This is a genomic window from Burkholderia ubonensis subsp. mesacidophila (assembly GCF_002097715.1).
Taxonomy (GTDB): Bacteria; Pseudomonadota; Gammaproteobacteria; order Burkholderiales; family Burkholderiaceae; genus Burkholderia; species Burkholderia mesacidophila.
Genome location: NZ_CP020737.1, coordinates 1,437,222 through 1,458,559 on the forward strand (window position 1 = coordinate 1,437,222; position 21,338 = coordinate 1,458,559).

The following is a 21,338-nucleotide window of genomic DNA, read 5'->3' on the forward strand; positions in this document are numbered from 1 at the left end:
ATGGCCGCCCCGGGAACGCCGGCGATCGAGCCGCAGGTCGCGCAGCGCGCGGTCGAATGGTGGATCGATCTGCAGGCCGGCAACACGGACGACGCGTTCGCGGCCGACCTCGCGCGCTGGCGCGCGGCGCACGCGAGCCACGACGCTGCGTGGCGCCACATCGAAGCCGTGCACGGCAGGCTGAACCGGCTGGCCGCCGGTCTCGACGCGCCGGCCGCGCGCGCGGCGCTGCTGCCGCCGCGTTCGGGCCGCCGCCGCGCGGCCGTCAAGGCGCTCGCGGTGCTGCTGTTCGCGGGCGGCGCGACATGGATGGCCGATCCGTATCGACACTGGGGGCACTGGGCGCTCCGGCACGCCGACCTGCGCACCGCGGTCGGCGAACGGCGCACGGTGACGCTGGCCGACCGCACCGTCGTCGTGCTCGATACCGACACCGCGCTCGACGTGCGCTTCGACGCGACCGAGCGGCGGCTGCGCCTGCTGCGCGGCACGATCATGGTGACGAGCGGTCACGACGATCGCCCGGTCGCGCGGCCGCTCGTCGTCGCGACCGACGACGGCGAACTCCGGCCGCTCGGCACGCGCTTCTCGGTGCGACAGCGCGACGGCGCGAGCCGCATCGAGGTGTTCGCCGGCGCGGTGCGCGTGCAGCCGTACGGCGCGTCGGCCGGAGCACGGGTGATCGCCGCGGGCGAGGGCGCCGACTTCACGCGCGACGCGATCGGCGCGAGCGCGCCGCTCGACGCGCATGCGGCCGCGTGGACCGACGGGATGATCGTCGCGTCGCACATGCGGCTTGCCGACCTCGTCGCCGAACTCGGCCGCTATCGGCGCGGCAGCCTGCGTTGCGACGCGTCCGTCGCGGACCTGCGGGTGTCCGGCACGTTTCCTGTGGACGACGCCGATCGCGTGCTCGACACGCTGAAGGCGACGCTGCCGATCGACGTCGCGCATGTAACCCGCTACTGGGTGACGGTCGTGCGGGCCGGTTCGTGAGCCGCCCCGAAAAAACGCGCTGAAAAAATTTCCGCCGGCCTGAGCTGTTTTCGATGTTCGCGTGACATGGGTGATGAAAGCCGCACCGACCCATCGCCTATCCACACCTCGATCATGCCTTCCACTCGTCTTGCCCGCCGCCGCAGAGCGGCCGCCATCCGCCCCCAGCCGCAGCGCCCGCGCGTGGCCGCCATCGTCGCGCCCGCAGCATCTGCCGCGCCGCGCAGTCTCGTTCGCCGGCTGGCCGGCGCCGTGCTGCTGTCGGCGCTGCTGCCGGCGCCCGCGCTGGCCGACGCCGAGGCCGCGCCCGCGACCGCGCAGGATGCGGCGGCGCGCCGGCCATTCGACGTGCCGTCCGGCCCGCTCGAGGCGGTGCTCAATCGCTTCGGGCGCGACGCGGGCATCCTGCTCGCGTTTCCCGCGGATCTGACGGCCGGCCTGACGAGCGGCGGCGTGCATGGCCGGTTCGACGTCGAAGGCGCGCTCGACCGCCTGCTCGCGGGCACCGGGCTCGTCGCGCTGCGCCAGCCGGGCGGCGGCTATACGCTGCAGCGCGCTGGCAAGGCGGCCGCCCAGCCGTCGGCCGCCGCCGGCGCGGAACTGCCGACGATCGCGGTGCGCAGCAGCGCGATTCGTGCGGAAAGCTACCGTCCACCGCACGAGGCCGGCGTGCTGCGCTCGGAGATTCCGCTGCTCGACACCGCGCAGGCCGTCGCGATCGTGCCGGCGCAGGTGCTGCGCGACCAGCGTCCGCGCAATCTCGACGATGCGCTCGCCAACGTGAGCGGGATCACGCAGGGCAACACGCTCGCGGGCACGCAGGACACGATCATGAAGCGCGGCTTCGGCGGCAACCGCGACGGCTCGATCATGCACAACGGGATGCCGATCGTGCAGGGGCGCTCGTTCAACCCGGCGGTCGACAGCGTCGAGGTGCTGAAGGGCCCGACGTCGCTGCTGTACGGGCTGATGGATCCGGGCGGGGTCGTCAACGTCGTTGCCAAGCAGCCGCTGCTCACGCGCTACCACGCGATCTCGGTCGGCGGCGCGACCTACGGTCACGGCAAGAACGGCGGCAACGTGACGCTCGATACGACCGGGCCCGTCGGCGACACGCGGCTTGCGTACCGGCTGGTCGTCGACCAGTCGAACCAGCCGTACTGGCGCAACTTTGGCGAAGACCGGCAGACCTTCGTCGCGCCGTCGCTCGCGTGGTACGGCGGCGATACGCAGGTCGTGCTGTCGTATGAGTACCGCAAGTTCCATACGCCGTTCGATCGCGGCACCGCGCTCGACCCGCGCACCAACGCGCCGCTCGACATTCCCGCGCGGCGCCGGCTCGACGAGCCGTTCAACGACATGGACGGCGAATCGCATCTCGCGCAGATCTCGGTCGATCACGAGATCAACGCGGACTGGAAGGCGCACTTCGGCTACAGCTACAACCGCGAAACCTACGACGCGAACCAGATCCGCATCACGGGCGTGAACCCGGCGACGGGCACGCTGACGCGCAGCAACGACGCGACGCACGGCTCGCTCAGCACCGACAGCTACGGGATCGGCTACGTCAACGGCAAGCTGACGCTCGCGGGGATGCGGCACGACGTGCAGCTCGGCGTCGACAGCGAATACCGCCGCATTTACCGCAAGGACATGCTGCGGCAGGCCGTAAAGACGCCGTTCAGCTACCTGAACCCCGTGTACGGCCTGCTGCCGCCGTCGAGCACGGTGTCCGCGAGCGACAGCGACCAGACCGACACGCTGCACGATGCGTCCGTGTTCTTCCAGGACAGCATCCACGTGACCGACAAGTGGATCGTGTCGGGCGGGATGCGCTTCATCACGTACAACCAGGTCGCGGGCCGCGGCCGGCCGTTCAAGGCGAACACCGACTTGAGCGGCTCGAAATGGCTGCCGCGCGCGGGCGTCGTCTACAAGTGGAACGACGCGTTCTCGCTGTACGGGAGCTACTCGCAGTCGCTGAAGCCGTCGTCGTCGATCGCGCCGATGGGGTCCGGCTTCGTGATCGACGGCGCGACGCCGCCGGAGGAGTCGACCGCGTGGGAAGTCGGCGGCAAGCTCGACCTGGCGGGCGGCCTGACCGGCACGCTCGCGTTCTTCAACATCGACAAGAAGAACGTGCTGGTGTCGCAGTTCAACGACGCGACGAAGCTCACCGACTGGCGCACGTCCGGCAAGGCGCGCTCGCGCGGCGTCGAGCTCGACGTGTCGGGCAAGCTCGGCGAACGCTGGAACGTGATCGCGAGCTACGCGTACATCGACGCGAAGACGATCGAGGATCCGCTCTACGCGGGCAACCGGCTCTGGAACGTCGCGCGCCATACCGCATCGCTCGCGGCCGTGTACGACGTCGGCACGCTGATGGGCGGCGACGACCTGCGCATCGGCGCCGCCGCGCGCTACGTCGGCGCGCGGCCCGGCGATTCGGCGAACAGCTTCACGCTGCCGTCGTACGTGCTCGCCGACGCGTTCGCGACGTACGACACGCGCGTCGGCAAGCAGAAGCTGTCGTTCCAGCTCAACGTGAAGAACCTCTTCAATCGCACGTACTATCCGTCGAGCGCGAACCGCTACTTCGTCGCGATCGGCGACGCGCGGCAGGTGTCGCTGCTGACGACGCTGCAGTTCTGATTTCGGACCACGCATTACACACTTCACACTTGGTGCGCGGTTTGTGATCAGAACTGCGGCGCGCCCCTGGAGAACATCGCAATGAACACGAACCTGAAGAACGGACCGATGCGCGCACGGCGCGGCGCACTGCGCGCGATCGCGAGCGGCGCGCTCGCGCTGGGGATGAGCGTCGCGGGGATGATGCCGGCCGCCGCGGCCGACACGCATGCCGCCGTCACGCGCGTTGCGATGCTCGTGCAGCTCGGCGGGCCGAACCTGAAGGTCGACGAACGCGCCAGCGCGCATCTGGAAACGCGCGGCTACGCGGTGCGTTTCGTCGACCAGGCCGCGACGCCCGACGCGGCGCGCGACGCCGACCTGGTGATCATCTCGTCGACCGTGTCGTCGAAGCACGTCGCGGCCGGCTGGCGCACGCTCGACAAGCCGCTCGTGACCTGGGAAAACGACCTGCTCGACGATCTCGCGATGACGGGCAAGCGCCACGACGTCGACTTCGGCGAAACCGGCAAGGAGCGCTACGTGTGGCTCGTCAACGCGCCGCATCCGATCGCGGCGGGGTTGCCGGCGGGCGCGACCAACGTGTACGGCAAGCAGGCGCCGATGAGCTGGGGCAAGCCGGGGCTCGGCGCGAGCATCATCGCGACCGTCTACGGGCAGCCGGACAAGGCCGCGATCTTCGCGTACGAGAAGGGCGCGACGATGGACTACGAAGCGCTCGCGCCGGCGCGGCGCGTGATGTTCTTCCTCGACAACGACACGTTCGTCAACCTGTCGCCGGCCGGGCTCGCGCTGTTCGACGCGGCGGTCGACTGGGCGGCGGGCCGGCGCTGACGGCGGTGCCGGCGCGTGCGCGGCGCGTGCGCGGCGTGCGTCGGCCGGCCGCCGCGCGAACGGCGGGACTCGATGTGAAAGGTGGCGCGAATACACGCGAAGCCGACAGGTGGATTCGCTCCGTCGCGCGTGTTGGATGCGAGAATGCGGACGTTTTCCGCATCGCTCCGAGAGAGCCTGAATGGACAGTCATATTGCTCCGGTGGAGCTCGAGAAAGCCTACCGCCTCCTCAATCACGGTCCGACCGTGCTCGTCTCGGCCCGTCACGACGGCGTGGACAACGTGATGGCCGCGGCGTGGGCCTGCGCGCTGGACTTCCAGCCGCCGAAACTGACGGTCGTGCTCGACAAGTCCGCGAAGACCCGCGAGCTCGTCGAGCGCAGCGGCCGGTTCGTGATCCAGGTGCCGACGGCCGCGCAGATGCAGCTCACGCACGCGGTCGGCAGCCACAGTCTCGCCGAGCGGCCCGACAAGCTGCGCGAAGCGGGCGTCACGCTGTTCGACGTCGACGGGCACGACCTGCCGTTCGTCGCGGGATGCTCGGGCTGGCTCGCGTGCCGGTTGATTCCCGAGCCGCACAACCAGCAGACCTACGACCTGTTCATCGGCGAGGTGGTCGGTGCGTGGTCCGACACGCGCGTGTTCCGCGACGGTCACTGGCATTTCGAATCGGCCGATCCCGCGCTGCGCAGCCTGCATTACATCGCGGGCGGCAATTTCTATGCGATCGGCGAATCGCTGCACGTCGATCCGGACGCGCAGCAATCATAAAGCGGGTGTTCTTTCCCGATCCGGGCGCGCGGTTCACGCGCGCTTTTTCAATTCCGCCAGCATCGCTTCGGCGAACGCCTGCGCGACACGCGGCAGCGTGCGCCCGCGCTTGCTGACGAGCGCGATCGGCCGCACGAACGCGGGATCGTCGATCGGCTTCGCGACCAGCTCCGGTTCGGCGCGCACCTCGCGCGCGGTTGCGGGCAGGATCGTCACGCCGAGGCCGCCGCGCACCATCGCGACGGCCGTCATCATGTAGGTCGGCTCGCACGCGATGTCGGGCGTGCAGCCGGCTGCTTCCAGCGCGGCGTCGACGACGCTGCGCACGCTCGTGCCCTGCGCGGTGAGCACGAGCGGCACGCGCGCGACGTCGGCGGTGGTCACGCGGCGCTTGCGCGCGAGCGGATGATCGTTCGGGCACACGGCGACGAGCCGGTCGGCGCCCGTGTACAGCACCTCCAGCGACGCATCGAACGTGTGGCCGCCCGTCAGTCCGAGATCGGCTTCCTCGTTGCGCACGAGCGCGGTGACGAGGCTCGCGACGCCGTCGCGGATCTCGAAGCCCGCGCGCGGCACGTCGCGCCGGAACGACTGGATCAGCTCCGGCAGCACGCTGGACGCGAACGTCGGCAGGCACGCGAGCCGCACCGTGCCGCTCGCGCCTTCGCCGAGCGCGCGCGCATCGCGCAGCACGCGCTCCATGTCGTCGAGCGAGCGCTGCAGCAGCGGCAGCAGCTCGCGCCCGGTCTGGGTGAGCGCGACGCTGCGGCTGTTGCGGTCGAACAGGCGCGCGCCGACGATTTCCTCGAGCCGGCGGATCTGCACGGTCAGCGCCGGCTGTGACAAGTGCAGGCGCGCGGCCGCGCGCGTGAAGTTGCCGGCGTGCGCGACGGTGACGAATGCGCGGATGTCGCGAAGATTCAGATCCATAACGGTTCGTGATTGCTGCGATCAAATCATTTCAATTGTGCTATCGCTGCGCCGACCTTACGCTCGTCTCCAGCAAAAGACAAGGTAGGAGACACGGATGCTGCCGTTACTCGGGCTTGGCACGATCGTCGTGCTGCTGGCCGCGATTCTGTCCAGGCGCATGTCGCCGCTCGTCGCGCTGATCATCGTGCCGATCGCGGCATCGCTGATCGGCGGCTTCGGGCTGCAGACCAGCAAGTTCGTCGTCGACGGGCTGAAGGGCCTCGCGCCCGTCGTCGGGATGTTCGTGTTCGCGATCCTGTATTTCGGGACGATCACCGACGCCGGCACGCTCGACCCGATCATCGACCGCATCCTGCGCGCGGTCGGCACGCGGCCGACGCGCATCGTGACGGGTACGACGCTGCTCGCGCTGCTGATCCATCTCGACGGCTCGGGCGCCGTCTGCTTTCTCGTGACGATTCCCGCGGTGCTGCCGCTGTATGACCGGCTGAAGATGGACCGCCGCGTGCTGGCCGCGGCCGTGTCGATGGCCGCGGGCATCAACTTCCTGCCGTGGACGGGGCCGATGATCCGCGCGTCGGCGTCGCTGCACCTGCCGGTGTCGACGCTGTTCAATCCGCTGATTCCGGTCCAGGCGATCGGCCTCGTGTTCGTGTTCGGCGTCGCGTACTGGCTCGGGCGGCGCGAGGAGAAGCGGCTCGGCCTGTCGCGTGACGATGCGGCCATCCCGTTGCCGACGCGCGAACTGACGCCCGACGAGCGGGCGCTGCGCCGGCCGCGCCTGTTCTGGTTCAACCTCGTGCTGACGCTCGCCGTGCTCGGCACGATGGTCGTGATGGGCGAGAAGATCCCGCCCGCGATCATGTTCATGGTCGGGCTGTGCATCGCGCTGATGGTGAACTATCCGGATGTCGACATGCAGCGCAAGCGGATCGATGCGCATGCGCGCGCGGCGCTGATGATGGCCGGCATCCTGCTCGCGGCCGGCGTGTTCACGGGGATCATGCAGGGCAGCGGGATGCTGAAGGCGATGGCGCAGGCGGCGGTCGGTTTCGTGCCGCCGTCGATGGCCGGCCACATTCCGGTGGCGCTCGGCATCGCGTCGATGCCGCTCAGCATGCTGTTCGATCCCGACTCGTTCTATTTCGGCGTGCTGCCCGTGATCGCGGAGGTGGCCGGCCAGCTCGGCGTGCCGGCCGTGCAGGTCGGGCAGGCCGCCTTGCTCGGCCAGATGACGACGGGGTTTCCCGTCAGCCCGCTGACGCCCGCGACGTTCCTCGTCGTCGGCCTGTGCGGGATCGAGCTGGCCGAGCACCAGAAATTCACGTTCCCGCTGCTGTTCGGCGCCTCGATCGTGATGACGATCGCGTGCGTCGTGCTGGGCATCTTTTGATCTTTCCCGGCGGCGCGCCGCCGGACGACGGTACGGACATGACAGCAAAGCAACCTGAACGGCGCGTGCGCATCGGCGCGGGCGCCGGCTACTCGGGCGACCGCATCGAGCCCGCGGTCGAGCTGGCCGAACACGGGCAGCTCGACTATCTCGTCTTCGAATGCCTGGCCGAGCGCACGATCGCGATCGCGCAGCAGGCGCGGCGCAAGGATCCGTCGCTCGGCTACGATCCGCTGCTCGACGCGCGCATGCACGCCGTGCTGCCGGTGGCCGTGGCCAGCGGCGTGCGCATCGTGTCGAACATGGGCGCGGCGAACCCGCGTGCGGCCGCGCGGCGTACCGCGCAGATCGCGCAGTCGCTCGGCATCGCGGGGCTGAAGGTCGCGGCGGTCGAAGGCGACGACGTGCTCGACGTCGTGCTGCGCGGCGCGTTCCGTTTCGAGGAGTCGGGCGACGCGGTCGCCGCGTATCGCGATCGCATCGTGTCCGCGAACGCGTATCTCGGCGCCGCGCCGATCGTCGATGCGCTCGCGGCCGGCGCGGACGTCGTGCTGACCGGGCGCGTCGCCGATCCGTCGCTGTTCGCCGCACCGCTGATCCACGCGTTCGGCTGGCGGATGGACGACTGGGACACGCTCGGGCAGGCGACAGTTGTCGGCCATCTGCTCGAATGCGCGGGGCAGGTGACGGGCGGCTATTTTGCCGATCCCGGCTACAAGGACGTGCCGAATCTCGCGCGGCTCGGGTTCCCGATCGGCGAAGTCGCGCTCGACGGTTCGGTCGTGATCACGAAGGTGCCGCACGCGGGCGGCCGCGTGAGCGCGGCGACCTGCAAGGAACAACTGCTCTACGAGATCCACGATCCGGCGCGGTATCTGCAGCCCGACGTCGTCGCGGATTTCACGCGTGTCGCCGTCGCGGAGGAGGCGACGGATCGTGTGCGCGTGACGGGCGGGCGCGGTGCCGCGCGGCCCGACACGCTGAAGGTGTCGGTCGCGTACGTCGACGGTTTCATCGGCGAAGGCCAGATTTCGTACGGCGGCCCGGGGGCGCTGGAACGCGCGCGCCTCGCGCTCGACATCGTCCGCGAGCGGTTGGCGCTGACCGGCGTCGCCGCGACCGAACTGCGCTTCGACCTGATCGGCGTCGATTCGCTGTACGGCGACGCGACGCCGGCCATGCACGGCGAGCCGGCCGAGGTGCGCGTGCGGGTGGCCGGCCGAGCGGCGAGCGCCGACGAAGCGGCGCGGATCGGCAATGAAGTCGAGACGCTCTATACGAACGGGCCGGCCGGCGGCGGCGGCGCATTCAAGTCGACGCGCGAGGTGATCGCCGTGCAGTCGGTGCTGCTGCCGCGCGCGGCCGTGGCGCCGTCGTTTTCATTCGTGGAGGCATGATGCAACTGCGTGAACTCGCGCATGCGCGCACCGGCGACAAGGGCAATACGCTGAACGTGTCGGTCATCTGCCGCGATCCGCGCCATTACGAACACCTGCGCACGCATCTGGATGCCGACGCGGTGAAGAAACGGCTGGCGGGAATCGTGCGCGGCGACGTCGTCCGCTACGAACTGCCTGCGCTTGCCGCATTCAATTTCGTGCTGCGCGATGCGCTCGGTGGTGGCGTGACACGCTCGCTCGCGCTCGACGCGCACGGCAAGTCGGTCAGTTCGGCGCTGCTGGCCATCGACATGCCCGACCCGGCGTGACGGGCGAAGTCGCCGCCGGGCGCGGGTACGCACTTACGGAATCAGCAGTTCGCGACGCCCGTCCGCGTGCTCGATGCGTTCGCCGGCGATGTGCAGGCGCTGATCCATTCGATAGTCGTAGACTGCGCGCGACGCGGCGAGCCGGCCGAAATCGAGTTCGATCGCGTGACGCGATTCACCGTTGCCGGCTTCGAAAATCACATTGCCGAACGGATCGGCGGCGAGACTGCCGCCGGCGAACACGAAGTCGTGCGTGCTGCCGCCGACGCGATTGGCGACCACCGCGTAGACCTGGTTCTCCATCGCGCGCGCGGTGACCGACGTGCGATGCACGTGGCGATACGGCTCCATGTTGCCGTCGGTCACGAGGATCAGCTCGGCGCCCAGTTCCGCGAGTGCGCGCCCGCTTTCCGGGAATTCGCTGTCGTAGCAGATCAGCAGGCCGATGCGCACGCCGCGCCATTCGACGGTCGCGTAGCGGTCGCCGGGCAGCACGACGCCGCGTTCGCTCACCCACAGATGGGTCTTCCGGTAGTGGAGCGCGACGCCGTCCGGCGTGACGAACACCGTGGTGTTGTAGAAGCGGCCGCGATCGTTTTCGGTGAGCCCCACGACCACCGCGACGTCGCGTGCGCGCGCGGCGTCCATGACCGCCCGCACGCTCGGGCCGTCGAGCGGTTCGGCGAGCGCGGCGACGTTGTCGGGAGCGGGGAAGCCGGTGAGCTGCAATTCCGGAAACATCACGATGTCGGTGTCGGGTGCGCACGTCGCGATCGCGTCGAGCGTGCGTTGCAGGTTGTAGCGCGTGTCGCCGTCGCGGCCGGCGAGCTGGTTGATGTCGAGCTTCAGTTTCATCGGCGGTCGATCGGCGCGAGTCGGGTTCATGCGGGTCTTCCTGTCGGATTGGGCGGTTGGCGTCGTGACGGGATGCGTCGACGCGCGCGATGCGCTTCGACCCCGCATCGAGCGAAACGGGGATCGTACCGCTGGCCGGCCGGAATGACGAGGACCGCCACGGGCAGGGATAGCGACTAATATGGAAGAACCTGCGGCCCGCGGTTGCGCATGCTCCTGCGCGGTGCGCCGCGACGCACGTGTCGCGGCCGTGTGCGGGCAGGGGAAGGAGGGGCGGGAAATGCGAAGAATCTACGTGTTGTTGCCCAACGCGAAGAGTGCGACGCGGATCATCGACGAGTTATTGCTCCGACGAGTCGAATGGCGGCATGTCCACGTGCTGGCCGCGCCGGGCGTGCGCACCGGCGACCTGCCGAAGGCGACGCTCGCGCAGCGCAGCGATCTGCTGCCGGCGCTCGGGCGCGGCACGGCGGTCGGCTGGCTGTCGGGGATGGTGATCGGGCTCGCCGCGCTGGTCTTCCATCCGGAAGGGCTCAAGTTCGGCGCGGGTGCCGTCGTGCTGATCACGCTGATCAGCGCCGGGTTCGGCGCGTGGACCGCGACGATGATCGGCGTCGACGTGCCGAATACGCGCCTGAAGCGCTTCGAAGGGGCGGTCGAGAAGGGCGAACTGCTGATGATGGTGGACGTCAAGACCGATCGCGTCGACGAAATCGAGGCGCTGATCAAGAAGCACCATCCGGAAGCGGACGTCGAAGGGCACGACCCGACGATCCCGGCGTTTCCTTGAGCCGCCGGGCGGCGCGCTCGGTGGCCCAATCGATCGCGCGATGACGCGGCGTGGCGGCGCGCGTGCCGACCGTGCCGCCGTTGCGCGCGCCGGCGCCTGACCGGCGCGCGGCCGGCCGTCTGCGCGCGCGCCGGCCTGGGCGACTACGGATCGCGCCCGTCGATCCGGCGCTGCATCCTGATAAGCTATCGCGATTCCGGGATGGCGCTGCCGACGGCTGCGCCAGCAGAAAGAACAACGACACTCCGACGGGCCCGCTTTTCCGATGAACTCGACTTTCCGCCGCGTCAGCCGACTGCTGACGCTTGCCGGCTGCGGCCTGTGCGCCGCGCTGCCGGCCCAAGCCGCCCAGGCGGCCGACGCCCCGCCCGCCGACCGCCTGCTGCAAGGCTTCATCCGCGATACCTACGTCAAGTGGCGCGCCGATCGCAACGGCTGGCAGCCCGTCGACGGCGACAACATCTACGAGCCGTGCGCGTCGCTGCGCGTGACGACGTCCGACGGCCCGCGCTATCTGCTCGCGATGTGCGGCGCAACCGCCGCCAGCGTGCAGAACGGCACGCCGCGCATGGGTTCCCAGGGCGATTCGGGCTCGGTCGACCTGTACGTGCTCAAGCCCGTCCGGGGCGGCAAGTCGCTGGCGCCGGTGATGAAGAAGACCGGCATCGATTCCGGCAACTACGGCGAACCGGGCACGGTGAGCATCCAGCGCCTCGGGCCGCATCTGTTCGGCTTCGTCCTGAACGACGGCGTGACGCTGCAGGGCTATTCGGTGAGCATGCGCAGCATCTGGCTGCCGCGCGACAACGCGTTCGTGCTGGCCGCGCCGCGCATCAACGAGGCGCTCGACAATTCGGCGTCGAACGATTGCGCAACCGCGAAAGCGCATTGCGAGGAGCGGCGCTTCGCGATCGCGCCCGATACGAGCGGCAGCGACGAAGTCTATCCGCTGACGGTCACCGAAACCGGCTGGCGCGGGAACCGGGAGATCCATGCCCGCTACACGGTGAAGTTCGACGGCGCGCGCGGCCGCTACGTCGTGCCGAAGGCGCTGCGGGAAGGGTATTGAGCCGGGCGCGCGCATGACGCGAGGCGGCACGTCGTGCCGCCCGCGCGTCACACGTACAGATACCGGACGAGGTGGAAGAACACCGGCGCCGCGAAGCAGATCGAGTCGACGCGGTCGAGCATCCCGCCGTGGCCGGCGATCATCGAGCCCCAGTCCTTCGTGCCGAGCGAGCGCTTGACGGCCGACAGCACGAGCCCGCCGACGAAGCCCGCGATCACGATCGAGAGCGAGATGCCGAACGCCGCGCCGAAGCTGAACGGCGTCACGCGATACAGCGACGCGCCGCACAGCGTCGCAAGCAGGCCGCCGCCGACGAAGCCCTCGATCGTCTTCGACGGCGACAGGCGCGGCGCAATCTTGTGGCGTCCGAACAGCTTGCCGACCACGTACTGCAGCACGTCGCTGATCTGCACGACGACGAGGAAGAAGAACAGCAGCAGCGCGTTCTGGCCGGTGTAGTGCGGAATGTCGAGGATCAGCACCGCGGGCGCATGGCTCAGCCCGTACACGCAGACCATCAGCGCCCAGTTGATCTTCGCGTTGCGGCTCAGGAACTCGCGCGTGTCCTGCGTGAGCGCGGACACGAGCGACATCGCGAAGAACAGGTGCACCGGCACGAAGATCGAGTACATCCCGTACCAGTCGATCGCGAGCAGCAGGTACTGCACCGGAATCGCGACGAAGAACGCGATGAACAGCGTCGTGTGGTCGCTCGCGGTGGTCGGCGTGAGCGTGATGAATTCGCGCAGCGTCAGGTACGACAGCAGCGCGAACACGAGGTAGGTGATGTTGTTGCCGAGGCCGATCGCGATCACCATCACCGCGATCATTGCCCACCACGCGCGAATGCGCTGGTTCAGGTTGACGATGGTCGCGCTCGCGCCGCCGCTGCGTGCGCCGAGGATCGCGCCGATCACGGTCGCGACGGCCAGCAGGGCCGTGACGCCCGAGACCAGTTCCCAGAAAAGAGTTCGCATGTCGATGTCCGGATGAGGAGGGAGGCGCCGCGTTCAGCCCGCGGGCCGGTGCGGCGCGAGCGCGACGATCGCGTCGCGCATGCGGGCGAGGAACGACGGCTTGTCCTCCTGGTCGCCGCGCGCCTCGTTCGCGCCGAAGTGCACCTTGCAAATCAGCGGCACCGGCCAGATCGCGCCTTTCGGCATGATCCGCTGCAGGTTCTCCAGGTAGACCGGCGCGAGCGCGACGTTCGGGAATTCGCTCGCGAGATGGAACAGCCCGCTCTTGAACGGCTGCGGCAGCGCTTCCGCGCTGCGCGTGCCTTCGGGGAAGATGATGATCGAATGGCCCTGCGCGAGCGCGTCGCGCACGGGGTCCAGCGGGTCGCCGCCGGTTTCGCGGTGGCGGTCGATCAGCACGACGTTCAGCAGCTTCTGCGCGATGTGGCGTTTCATGTCGCTGCTGTCCCAGTAGTCGCGCGCGGCGACCGGCCGCACGACCGCGCGCACGTCGCGCGGCAGCGCGGCGAGGATCGCGAGCGTATCGATGTGGCTCGTATGGTTCGAGAAGTAGATTTTCTGCGTCGGCGAGGGCGGCGCCTGATGCCAGACCGGATACGCGCCGGCGACAAGCCGCACGATCGACAGCAGGAAATCGCGTTGCCATTCATGCAGGATGTTCATCGGCGACGCGCCTCCTGTTCGCATGCCCGCCGCGCCGCATCGCTGCGGCGGGCAGGCTCCCGGAATGCCGGCGCGCTGCGTGGCGCGCCGGACGGCCCATGTTTAACTATTTTCAAATTTGTGCATGCCTGTCGCGGGTCCGCGATAATCGGCGGAGGCCGCGATGAACGGCGTGAATGACCGCTATTGGACAGGTGCGCGAATGCGGCGAACACGGTGCCGCGCGGCATTCGGGCCAGCGGATTATCGCGAGTTTCCGCGAAAAACACCAGAATGCGCGCCGCAGCTCGCCGCGTCGGGCGTCGCGCGACACCTTTCGGGATGCTTGACGCACGATGGCCGCTCGGCGACGATTACGGCCGTCCATTGATACGACGTCCGCGCCTCCGGGGCATGACCGGCAACGACGTCCCGCAAGCCGCGCGAATAAAACGATGAGCCTCTACGCACTCAAACCCAAATTCCAGAATTGCCTGCGTCCGCTCGCGAATTCCCTTGCCGAACGCGGCGTCACCGCGAACCAGGTCACGCTGTTCGCCGCCGGCGGCTCGATTGTCGTCGGCGCGCTCGCCGGGCTCGGCGGGTTCGCGAAGGCGCTGTTCCTGCTGATCCCGCTGTGGCTGTTCTTGCGCATGGCGCTCAATGCGATCGACGGCATGCTCGCGCGCGAGCACGGGCAGAAGAGCACGCTCGGCGCGTACCTGAACGAGCTCGGCGACATCGTGTCGGACGTCGCGCTCGTGCTGCCGTTCCTCGCGGTGCCGGCGTTCGCTCAAGCGGATGTCTGGCTGTTCGCACTGCTGGCGGTCATCGTCGAAGGCGCGGGGCTGATCGGGCCGCTCGCCGGCGCGAGCCGCCGCTACGACGGCCCGTTCGGCAAGAGCGACCGGGCGCTCGCGCTCGGCGCGTTCGCGCTGTGGATCGGCATCGGCCTGCCGGTCGGCGGGCTCGCCGCGTGGCTGTGGCGGCTCCTGATCGTGCTGTCGGCCGTGACCGTGGTGCGGCGCGTGCAGGCCGGCATCGCCGAAGCGGGCGGCTGACGCGGGCCGTGTCGGGGGAACGGCGCCGGAGGGCGGCGCCGAAATGATTCGAATAACGAAACGAGAGAAACGCATGAGCGCACGCATCGCCCGCGAGGCGGACTTCATCACCCACGACGGCGAAACGCTGTTCTACCGTCACTGGCCCGCGACGGGCGCACGCTGCCGCGGCGCGATCGTGCTGCTGCACCGCGGCCATGAGCACTCGGCGCGCGTCGCGCACCTCGTCGACGAGCTCGACCTGCCCGAATTCGCGTTCTTCGCATGGGACGCGCGCGGCCACGGCCGCTCGCCGGGCGCGCGCGGCTACAGCCCGAGCGCGGCCGCGTCGGTGCGCGACCTGCAGACCTTCGTCGAGCACATCCGCGACGCGCACGGCATCGCGATCGAGGACATGGCGGTGGTCGGCCAGAGCGTCGGCGCGGTGCTCGCGGCGACCTGGGCGCACGACTATGCGCCGTCGATCCGCTGTCTCGTCGTCGCGTCGCCGGCGTTCCACATCAAGCTCTACGTGCCGTTCGCGCGGCCCGGCCTGCGGCTGATGCACAAGCTGCGCGGGCTGTTCTACGTGAACAGCTACGTGAAGCCGAAATTCCTCACGCACGACCCCGAGCGCATCGCGAGCTACGCGGCCGATCCGCTGATCACGCGGCCGATCGCGGTCAACATGCTGCTCGACCTGCACGACACCGCGCAGCGGATCGTCGCGGACGCGGCGGCGATCACCGTGCCGACGCAACTGCTGATTTCCGGTGCGGACTGGGTCGTCCATCGCGGCCCGCAGGATCGCTTCTACGAGCGCCTCGGCGCGGCGCGCAAGGAGCGCATCGTGCTGCCGGGCTTCTATCACGACACGCTCGGCGAGCGCGACCGCGCACAGGCGCTCGCGCCGCTGCGCGCGTTCGTGCTGCGCGAATTCGATACGCCGAGCCCGCGCGTGTCGCTCGCCGACGCCGACCGGCGCGGCGCGTTCCACGACGAATACGCGGCGCTCCAGCGGCCGTCCGCGAATCCGCTCGCGCGCGCGTACTGGGCGATCACGCGGGCAGGGCTGAAGGCGGGCGGCGCGCTGTCCGACGGCATCGCGCTCGGGCTGAAGCTCGGCTTCGATTCGGGCTCGACGCTCGACTACGTGTATCGCAACCACGCGCAGGGGCGCCTCGGCGTCGGCCGGCTGATCGACCGCACCTATCTCGATTCGCCGGGCTGGGCCGGCATCCGCCAGCGCAAGGTGCACCTGCAGGAACTGATCGGCGCGGCGATCGCGCGGCTGCGCGGCGCCGGCGCGCCGGTGCGGATCGTCGACATCGCGGCCGGGCACGGCCGCTACGTGCTCGACGCGATCGCAACGGCGGCCGAGCGCGACGGCGCCGCGCCCGACGACATCACGCTGCGCGACTACAGCCCGCCGAACGTCGAGGCAGGGCGCGTGCTGATCGCGCAGCGCGGCCTCGAGCCGATCGCGCGCTTCGAGCGCGGCGACGCGTTCGACGAGGCGTCGCTCGCGACGCTCGAGCCGCGCCCGACGCTCGCGATCGTGTCGGGCCTCTACGAGCTGTTCGGCGAGAACGCGCTGATCGAGCGCTCGCTGCGCGGGCTCGCGCAGGCGGTGCCGCCGGGCGGCTATCTCGTCTACACGGGGCAGCCGTGGCATCCGCAGCTCGAGTTCATCGCGCGCGCGCTGAACAATCACCGCGGCGACGCGACCTGGGTGATGCGACGCCGCTCGCAGGCCGAGATGGACGAGCTCGTCGCACGCGCGGGCTTCCGCAAGCTCGACCAGCGGATCGACGAGATGGGGATCTTCACGGTCAGTCTCGCGCAGCGGGTCGACGCGCAATGAGCGAGCTCGGCGGCGGCGCGCGTGGTCTTGCCGCACCGGCGGCGGCCGGCGCGCGCGACGCGTCGTTCGCGCTGCGCTTCGGGTGGCTCGCGGTGATGGGCGCGGTGTTCTTCTCGAGCTACGGCTTCGCGAACTGGCTCGCCGCGCGCCGCGCCGTGGTGCCGACCTTCGCGTTCGGCTGGGAGCATGCGATCCCGTTCGTGCCGTGGACGATCGTGCCGTACTGGTCGATCGACCTGCTGTACGCGCTGTCGTTCTTCTTCTGGACGCGCCGCGACGACCTGCTCGATCAGGTGAAGCGGCTCTTGACCGTGCAGCTGATCTCGGTCGCGTGCTTCATCGCGTGGCCGCTGCGCTTCGGCTTCGAGCGGCCCGACGCGGGCGGCGTGGCTGGCGCGTTGTTCACGCTGCTGATGGGCTTCGACAAGCCGTTCAACCAGGCGCCGTCGCTGCATATCGGCCTGCTCGTCGTGCTGTGGGCCGTCTATGCGAAGCACCTGCGCGGCACGCTGGCGCGCGCCGCGCTGCATCTGTGGTTCGCGGCGATCGGCGTGTCGGTGCTGACGACCTACCAGCATCACGTGATCGACGTGCCGACCGGTGCGGCGGTCGGCTGTCTCGCGCTGTTCCTGTTTCCGCTGCGCGACGCGGCGGGCCGGCTGCCGGGCGCGGACGCGGCGCGCTCCATGGCACCCTCGGCGGCGAGCCGTGCGCTGGCGCGCCGCTATGCGCTCGGCGCGGGCGCAGTCGCGCTGGTCGCGCTCGCCTGCATTGCGCACGCGGCCGGCTGGGCGCTGGCGGCGGGGTGGGGCGCGCTGGCGCTCGCGTGCGTCGGATGGATCTATTGGCGCGGCGTGCCGGGCGCATTCCAGAAGGATGCCGACGGCCGGTTCCCGCCGTTCATGCTATGGCTGCTCGCGCCGACGATCGCCGGCGCATTCGTCAACTCGCGCGCGTGGACGTTCCGGCGGCCCGCGCCCGCGCGGCTCGGCGAGCGCGTGTCGATCGGCCGCACGCCGACCACGCGCGAGCTGCGGCGGCACGGCTTTACGGGCGTCGTCGACCTGACCGCCGAGATGCCGCGCTGGGCCGCGGCCGATGCGGCGTGCGCGTATGCGACGGCGCCGCAGCTCGATCTCGTCGCGCCGACGGCGCGGCAATTGCAGCAGGCCGTCGCGGCGCTCGAGCGCCTGCACGGCGAGGGCCGCGACGTGCTGGTCTGCTGCGCGCTCGGCTACGGACGCAGCGTGCTGTGCGCGGCGGCCTGGGTCGCGATGCGGCGCGGGCTGCACGATGCGCGCGACGCGCTGGCCGCGGTGCGGGCGGTCCGGCCGCGCGCGGTGTGGTCGGATGAAGCGGTGGCCGTGCTGCAGGACTGGATCGACCGCCGCACGGCAGAGGCGGGCGCATGATGCGCGACCGCTCCGCGCCGTACCGGATCGCGGCGGCCCGCGGCGCGCTCGACGCCGGCGCGTGGGCGGTCGCCGTCGCGCTCGTCGCGGCGGGCGCGGGATGGTGGGTCGCGTCGGGCTGGCGCGCCGCGCCGTTCGCGCAGGCGCTGCTCGCGACCGTCAGCACCGCGTCGGGCGTCGCGGCGCTGTGGTTCGCGGTGCGGATCGCGATCGACCGCAGGCTGTTCGCGGCGCTGGCCGATGCAGCGACGGCCCCGGAGCCCGCCGGCGGCGATGCGCTGGCCGCGCTCGACCGCGCGCTCGCCGACCTCGGCTGGATCGACGAAACGAAGGCGGGCCGCACGCTCGATGCGCGCGTGCGCGGCGCGATCGGCCTGTGCCGGACCGGCGTGTGGATCGCGGTCGTCCAGTGGCTCGTCGTCGGGGCCGCGATCGCGGCGTCGGGGTTCTGGCGCGTGCTGGCCTGACGGGCGCCGCCGCGACGTCACAGCGTCACGTCACTCCGCTGCGCGCGATGCGGCCGCGACCGCTTCACCCCGCGCTTTGCCTTCGGTCTGCGCGGCGATGTCTGAGGATTGATACAAGTCTGTTTTTCCACGAAGAAAACGCGGCGGGCGGCGGCGGAATGCGGTAGCATACGCGCCGCTTACGCGGAGGCGCGCGGCCTGCAACGGGTCCGCCGCCGACGTCTCGCCCGTCGGAGCAGGGCCCGCGCACGATTTTCCGCGCCGGCAGCGTCCGGCATTGTGCCGCTCGGCGACTTCAGCAGCAACGACGCAATTCATACCTCTCATGCACGGCGTGCAGCATTTCTGACCGGAATCGGGGCTTTCATGCAGTGCATGTTCGAACTGGGGTAATTTTTAATCTATTTTTGAGATAGTGTGACGAATCGGATCTGCACGCGTGCCAGTGCCAGGCATGCGCGCAACGGCGCGGGGGCGCCGTCGTGGCCAGCCACGTCGTTTCGATCACCACGATCAGGACCTGGATTCAAGGGGAAGCATTGGGGATGTGCATTCGCCTGCCCGGCTGCGCCGCGTGCGCCGCTTTCGACACTGTCGACCACCACATGAAACGGGGCCGCGCATGAAGCCGGCCGCATCGCTGTTCGTCTCGATCGCGGCCGCGGCCGGCACGTTCTACGCGGCCTGCCTGCCGGCTGCCACGGCGAGCGCGCCGGGTGCGGCCGGGGCCGCCGCAACTCCGGCTCCGGCATCGGCACCGCTCGCCGCTGCGCCGGCAGCCCCGACGAGCGCACCGTCCGCCACCCGGGGCGCGACCACCGTGCACCTGCCGTTCACGACGCTCGGCGCGTACGATCCGCTGCGCCTGCGCGGCGCCGACGACGCGCGCACGATCAGCGCCGGCGTGCGGCTCGACCGCGTGGTGACCGCCGCGCGGCTGCGCCTGACCTACGCGTATTCGCCGTCGCTGGTGTTCCCGCTGTCGCACCTGAAGGTGTCGATCAACGGCGAGGTGGTCGCCACCGTGCCGTTCGACCCGCCGCGCGCGGGCCGCACGGTCACGCAGGACATCCCGATCGATCCGCGCTACTTCTCCGACTTCAACCAGATCGGGCTGCGCCTGATCGCGCACTACACGCTCGATCACTGCGAGGATCCCGCGAACTCGGCGCTGTGGGCCGACGTGAGCCCGACGAGCGAGCTGATCCTCGACGAGACGCCGGTGCGCCTGCCGAACGATCTCGCGCTGCTGCCCGCGCCGTTCTTCGACCGCCGCGACAACGGGCGAGTGCGCCTGCCGTTCGTGCTGCCCGCGTCGCCCGACACCGCGACGCTGCGCAGCGCGGGCGTGCTCGCGTCGTGGTTCGGCGCGCTCGCGGACTACCGCCGCGCGCGCTTCCCGGTGTCGTCCACGCTGCCGGCGAACGACCACGCGGTGCTGATCGGCCCGGTCGCGACGCTGCCGCCGGGCCTCGCGCTGCCGTCCGTCAACGGCCCGACGCTCGCGGTCGTCGACAATCCCGCCGCGCCGGAGCGCAAGGTGCTCGTCGTCACCGGCCGCACGGCCGCCGAAGTCGACGACGCGGTCGCGACGCTGGTGCTCGGCCGCGCGGCGCTGTCGGGGCCGTCGGCGACGGTCGCGCACGTCGACGTCGGCGCGCCGCGCCAGCCGTATGACGCGCCGCGCTGGCTGCCGGTCGACCGGCCGATCGCGTTCCGCGAACTGGTGGCGGACCCGCGCGAGCTGGAAGTGCGCGGCACGTCGCCGGACGCGATCCGGCTGAACCTGCGGGTGCCGGCCGACCTGCATTCGTGGAACGGCGCGGGCGTGCCGATCACGCTGCGCTACCGCTACACGGCGCCGACCGTGCAGGACAATTCGACGCTCGCGGTCGAGATCAACGACCAGCTCGTGAAGTCGTACCGGCTCGGGCCGGCCCACGCCGAGGACGCGCGCGGCCGCATGCAACTGCCGCTCCTGGCGGTGCCCGAAGGGCGCGTGACGAGCGACGTCGACATTCCGGCGTTCCGCGTCGGCAGCGGCAACCAGCTGCAGTTCCGCTTCACGCTCGACTCGCAGAAGACGGGCCTGTGCTCGAGCACCGCGACCGAGCCGCAGCGCGCGGCGATCGACCCGGATTCGACGATCGATTTCTCGCACTTCGTCCATTACGCGCAACTGCCGAACCTCGCGTACTTCGCGAACAGCGGCTTTCCGTTCACGCGCTTCGCGGACCTGTCGCAGACCGCGGTCGTGCTCTCCGACCGGCCGTCGCCGCAGGAGCTCGAGGCGTACCTGACGATGCTCGGCCACATGGGCGAGTGGACCGGCTACCCGGCGCTGCGCGTGCAGGTCGCACGCCCCGGCGACATGACTGCGCTGCGCGACAAGGACCTGCTGGTGATCGACGGCGCGCCGTCGTTCCCGCTGCTCGAGCGCTGGCGCGCGGCGCTGCCGCTGTCGTTCGGCGAGCAGGGCGGCGCGGGCGGCGCGCGGGTCGCGTTCACGGTCAAGGAGCGCTGGCGCAACGGCGTCGGCATGGCCGAGGGCGGCGCGCACATCGAGCAGACCGGCTCGCTCGCGGCGCTGCTCGGCTTCGAGCTGCCGGGCAGCCGCGGCCGCAGCGTCGTCGCGCTGACGGCGACCGACCAGCCGCAGCTCGGCACGCTGCTCGACGTGTTCGAGAACGCCGGGCTCGTGTCGCAGCTGCAGGGCGATCTCGCGGTGGTGCGGCCGGGCACGGTCGACAGCATGCGCGTCGGCGAGCCTTATGTGGTCGGCTTCGTGCCGTGGTATGCGCGGCTCTGGACGCATGCGGCGCGGCATCCGGTCGTGCTCGGCGCGGTCGGCGTCGTAGCTGGCCTGCTGCTCGCGCTCGGCGCGTTCAGCGTGCTGCAAAGGATTGCCGCGCGGCGACGGGGGATGTGACG

Annotated in this window: 18 protein-coding genes; 14 read left to right on the forward strand and 4 right to left on the reverse strand. The window is 70.3% G+C overall.

Annotation, left to right across the window (positions count from 1 at the left end):
* The 4 genes from B7P44_RS06910 to B7P44_RS06925 all read left to right on the forward strand — a co-directional run bounded on the left by B7P44_RS06910 (nucleotide 1) and on the right by B7P44_RS06925 (nucleotide 5,257).
* Nucleotides 1-996, forward strand: coding sequence for a FecR domain-containing protein (locus tag B7P44_RS06910; protein ID WP_084902125.1), 996 nt, complete (start codon nucleotides 1-3; stop codon nucleotides 994-996).
* Between the two features lie 66 nt (nucleotides 997-1,062).
* Complete coding sequence (locus tag B7P44_RS06915) at nucleotides 1,063-3,651, forward strand: TonB-dependent siderophore receptor (protein WP_084902128.1); 2,589 nt, start codon at nucleotides 1,063-1,065, stop codon at nucleotides 3,649-3,651.
* Nucleotides 3,652-3,732: 81 nt separating this feature from the next.
* A complete protein-coding gene (locus tag B7P44_RS06920; RefSeq protein ID WP_084902130.1) occupies nucleotides 3,733-4,485 on the forward strand; it encodes a hypothetical protein in 753 nt (250 codons plus the stop codon).
* 181 nt (nucleotides 4,486-4,666) lie between these two features.
* Entirely contained in the window at nucleotides 4,667-5,257 is a 591-nt protein-coding gene (locus tag B7P44_RS06925; protein WP_084902133.1) for a flavin reductase family protein, read from the forward strand.
* Nucleotides 5,258-5,290: 33 nt separating this feature from the next.
* On the opposite strand, the gene B7P44_RS06930 is transcribed toward B7P44_RS06925, so the two are convergent.
* On the reverse strand, nucleotides 5,291-6,187 hold the full coding sequence (locus tag B7P44_RS06930; protein WP_084902135.1) for a LysR family transcriptional regulator: 897 nt from the start codon (nucleotides 6,185-6,187) through the stop codon (nucleotides 5,291-5,293).
* A gap of 97 nt (nucleotides 6,188-6,284) precedes the next feature.
* Between B7P44_RS06930 and B7P44_RS06935 the strand changes: the two genes are divergently transcribed.
* From B7P44_RS06935 to B7P44_RS06945, 3 genes are read left to right on the forward strand one after another with little or no spacing between them, the layout of a single operon-like run.
* Entirely contained in the window at nucleotides 6,285-7,583 is a 1,299-nt protein-coding gene (locus B7P44_RS06935) for a CitMHS family transporter (RefSeq protein WP_084902138.1), read from the forward strand.
* A 38-nt stretch (nucleotides 7,584-7,621) separates the two neighbouring features.
* Entirely contained in the window at nucleotides 7,622-8,980 is a 1,359-nt protein-coding gene (locus B7P44_RS06940) for an acyclic terpene utilization AtuA family protein (RefSeq protein WP_084906489.1), read from the forward strand.
* On the forward strand, nucleotides 8,980-9,291 hold the full coding sequence (locus tag B7P44_RS06945) for an AtuA-related protein (protein ID WP_084906491.1): 312 nt from the start codon (nucleotides 8,980-8,982) through the stop codon (nucleotides 9,289-9,291). The genes B7P44_RS06940 and B7P44_RS06945 overlap by 1 nt, the downstream gene beginning before the upstream one ends.
* A 33-nt stretch (nucleotides 9,292-9,324) precedes the next feature.
* Here B7P44_RS06945 and B7P44_RS06950 read toward each other — a convergent pair whose 3' ends face one another.
* On the reverse strand, nucleotides 9,325-10,146 hold the full coding sequence (locus B7P44_RS06950) for a carbon-nitrogen hydrolase family protein (RefSeq protein ID WP_084902141.1): 822 nt from the start codon (nucleotides 10,144-10,146) through the stop codon (nucleotides 9,325-9,327).
* A gap of 280 nt (nucleotides 10,147-10,426) precedes the next feature.
* On the opposite strand from B7P44_RS06950, the gene B7P44_RS06955 reads away from it, so the two are divergent.
* Together B7P44_RS06955 and B7P44_RS06960 are read left to right on the forward strand one after the other, a co-directional pair.
* Nucleotides 10,427-10,936 carry a DUF1269 domain-containing protein gene (locus B7P44_RS06955; RefSeq protein ID WP_084902143.1) on the forward strand — a complete coding sequence of 170 codons (510 nt, stop codon included), beginning with the start codon at nucleotides 10,427-10,429 and terminating at the stop codon, nucleotides 10,934-10,936.
* Nucleotides 10,937-11,201: 265 nt separating this feature from the next.
* Nucleotides 11,202-12,005 carry a topoisomerase IV gene (locus tag B7P44_RS06960; RefSeq protein ID WP_084902146.1) on the forward strand — a complete coding sequence of 268 codons (804 nt, stop codon included), beginning with the start codon at nucleotides 11,202-11,204 and terminating at the stop codon, nucleotides 12,003-12,005.
* Nucleotides 12,006-12,052: 47 nt separating this feature from the next.
* Here the strand turns inward: B7P44_RS06960 and B7P44_RS06965 are convergent, their stop codons facing one another.
* Together B7P44_RS06965 and B7P44_RS06970 are read right to left on the reverse strand one after the other, a co-directional pair.
* A complete protein-coding gene (locus tag B7P44_RS06965) occupies nucleotides 12,053-12,982 on the reverse strand; it encodes a phosphatidate cytidylyltransferase (RefSeq protein WP_084902148.1) in 930 nt (309 codons plus the stop codon).
* A gap of 33 nt (nucleotides 12,983-13,015) precedes the next feature.
* Entirely contained in the window at nucleotides 13,016-13,645 is a 630-nt protein-coding gene (locus B7P44_RS06970) for a lysophospholipid acyltransferase family protein (RefSeq protein ID WP_084902151.1), read from the reverse strand.
* Nucleotides 13,646-14,079: 434 nt separating this feature from the next.
* On the opposite strand from B7P44_RS06970, the gene B7P44_RS06980 reads away from it, so the two are divergent.
* The 5 genes from B7P44_RS06980 (at nucleotide 14,080) to bcsB (ending at nucleotide 21,336) form a co-directional block, all read left to right on the forward strand.
* Nucleotides 14,080-14,685, forward strand: a complete 606-nt coding sequence (locus tag B7P44_RS06980) for a CDP-alcohol phosphatidyltransferase family protein (protein WP_084902153.1) — start codon at nucleotides 14,080-14,082, stop codon at nucleotides 14,683-14,685.
* 73 nt (nucleotides 14,686-14,758) lie between these two features.
* Complete coding sequence (locus B7P44_RS06985; protein WP_084902156.1) at nucleotides 14,759-16,528, forward strand: bifunctional alpha/beta hydrolase/class I SAM-dependent methyltransferase; 1,770 nt, start codon at nucleotides 14,759-14,761, stop codon at nucleotides 16,526-16,528.
* A complete protein-coding gene (locus tag B7P44_RS06990; RefSeq protein ID WP_084902158.1) occupies nucleotides 16,525-17,940 on the forward strand; it encodes a phosphatase PAP2/dual specificity phosphatase family protein in 1,416 nt (471 codons plus the stop codon). Before B7P44_RS06985 ends, B7P44_RS06990 begins: the two co-directional genes overlap by 4 nt.
* Nucleotides 17,940-18,407, forward strand: coding sequence for a hypothetical protein (locus tag B7P44_RS06995; protein WP_084906493.1), 468 nt, complete (start codon nucleotides 17,940-17,942; stop codon nucleotides 18,405-18,407). Before B7P44_RS06990 ends, B7P44_RS06995 begins: the two co-directional genes overlap by 1 nt.
* A gap of 622 nt (nucleotides 18,408-19,029) precedes the next feature.
* Complete coding sequence (gene bcsB / locus B7P44_RS07000; RefSeq protein WP_084902161.1) at nucleotides 19,030-21,336, forward strand: cellulose biosynthesis cyclic di-GMP-binding regulatory protein BcsB; 2,307 nt, start codon at nucleotides 19,030-19,032, stop codon at nucleotides 21,334-21,336.
* Nucleotides 21,337-21,338: the final 2 nt, after the last annotated feature.